The organism is Synechococcus sp. B60.1, assembly GCF_047462555.1.
Classification (GTDB): Bacteria; Cyanobacteriota; Cyanobacteriia; order Thermostichales; family Thermostichaceae; genus Thermostichus.
On the sequence record NZ_JANSJN010000007.1, the window covers coordinates 20,530 to 22,582 of the forward strand.

1 protein-coding gene is annotated in these 2,053 nt (G+C 54.7%); it reads right to left on the bottom strand.

All coding sequences use genetic code 11. The features are described from left to right. A partial coding sequence (locus tag NW863_RS01510) for a GDSL-type esterase/lipase family protein (RefSeq protein ID WP_414364000.1) occupies window positions 1-1,913 on the bottom strand: 1,913 nt, incomplete at its 3' end. Window positions 1,914-2,053 lie beyond the last annotated feature (140 nt).

Below are 2,053 nucleotides of genomic sequence, written 5' to 3' on the forward strand. Positions count from 1 at the left end.
GGATCTTCCCCTTCTTCCAGCTCATGGCCAAAAGATAGGCTTGTCCACTTGCTGTGATAAATGCGGCGATCTGCAGGGCTGTAGCGCAAGTATTGGGGATCCCACATGCCCTGAAAATCGTGGTGGATCATATCGGCCACATCGGCCAAGTTGCTGGTGCGGGTCAGATCAAAAGGAAATGCAGGCCCGTCGTATTCCAGCTTGTAGAGCAGCATTCGCACTGCACAGCGATCCCCCAGGGGAACAACAGCAACGCGATGAATATCAGATAAGGCGCATGTGTATTCCAATAGCATGACCGAGTTGGGAGCGGCCTTGACCCGGCTTTCCAACCCCCCTTCTCCAATCATCAACGTGCGGAAAGGAGCATCGCGATAGAGGGGATCCTCATAAACCCCTGATGGCAAAGCTTTGAGGGCAGCCCGCACTTCCTTCCACATGGGGTGGATGTTGTACTCGTGATTGCTCCGATTGATCACGCACAGGCGAGGCCTGGGATCAGAAGAGCCTTTTGAAGATCCACTGAGCTTGAGAAGGGTCAACGATCCATCCTCGAAGATCGTTTCTACTGCTTCTGCGGAAAAGAACTGAGCTATTGGGGAGAAGATGAGGTCGGCATCTGCAGGAATGGAGAGGGTGGTTTGAACCGAACTGTCCTCTTGTATGGAAAGTAAATGTAGGGTCTTGTCTCCTATCCTTGCATCGCTTCTGCCAATATACAGTCCCGGCTGCAGGCGTGATTTTTGGAAAGCAGTCTGCAAAGATTGCCAAGTTGGCGCAAGGGTATAAGGGTAGGGGGTTATATTCACGATGCGAAATTGATCTCTGCCTATTTCTGCAGCTACCCAAAAGCCATTGCCGTCTTCAAAAATGATTCGTTCTGCAGTGGATTGAGCCAGCTTTCCACGAGCCGACAGAACTTGGCCGGGCTCGAAGAGCGAGAGATCGATGGCCTCAAACATGACCTGATGTCCCCTGGAATTGGGGTGAGCGGGGTCAAAAGCAAGGTCTGGTTTCCAGCGGCCCTGGCCATCGTCTAGGATGGGCAGCCAATTGAACACAGGGCATCCCCAACCGAGCATCTTTTGCTGAGTTTCCTGCAGAAGCAGATGCTGTTCTGGACCATAGTCGCCGTGAGGATAGACCCCTGCCAAGATGGGCAAAGCGCCTATATTTTGAATCTTCTCAATCAGGCGTCGCAGGCCGTTTTCAAACCGCCTTTGGACGGCACGTCGATGCTCCGGCAGAGCCGTGGCCAAGCCCTCATTTCCCAACGACAAGGCCACAATTACCACGTCCGGTTGTTCGGGAACGACAACTTGATCAAACCGTGCCAGCGTTCGGCTGACCGTAGCCCCCAATTCCGAGAGATTACGCACCCGATGGCCGTAGCGCTCCCGCAAGGCTTTCTGCAACAGCCAGGCCCAACCTCGCAATAGCCAGGCGCTGCACCCCAGGGCAACGGAGCTACCCAAAACAACTATCTTCAGTCCCGGCAAATCTTCAGGCTCAGGCTCAAGAATAGGGGTGGCAAAATAGCCGTAAGGACAGGAAGGGATCCGGCCAAACTCGCCATCTTCCACGATCAAAACTGATGGCAAAGGCTGAGGCTCAAGCGGCACCCAGCGATTCCTATCGGCAGCTTCCCAAATAACTTCGCCATCGGCCTGAACGCGCAGATATCGGTACTCCACTCGAGGGGTCTCTTGAGGCCACTCCCCGGAGGATAGGGGGCCAGAAGTGCCATCTGCCAGGCCTAATGGCAACTCCACCCACCAGAGCGGATAACAAGCGGGATCCGTCTGCAGCCAAACACAGCGGCTCGGATCCCAGGCGCCCAACCGAGGGCTGGATCCCACCAGGGCAATTCGATCACCGGGCTGAGTGGTGGCGCGAACTTGGAAACGATACATTTTTTTGGAAGTTTTTGGAGGAGGGGGAGAGGAACTTCTCCGGACTTGCCGGTAAACAGACATACTCAAGCAGTCGGCTTACTACCCTGCCGGCAACTTGCAAGAGAAAGCAGAGGCTGGGATCCAGTTCCGCCTCATCT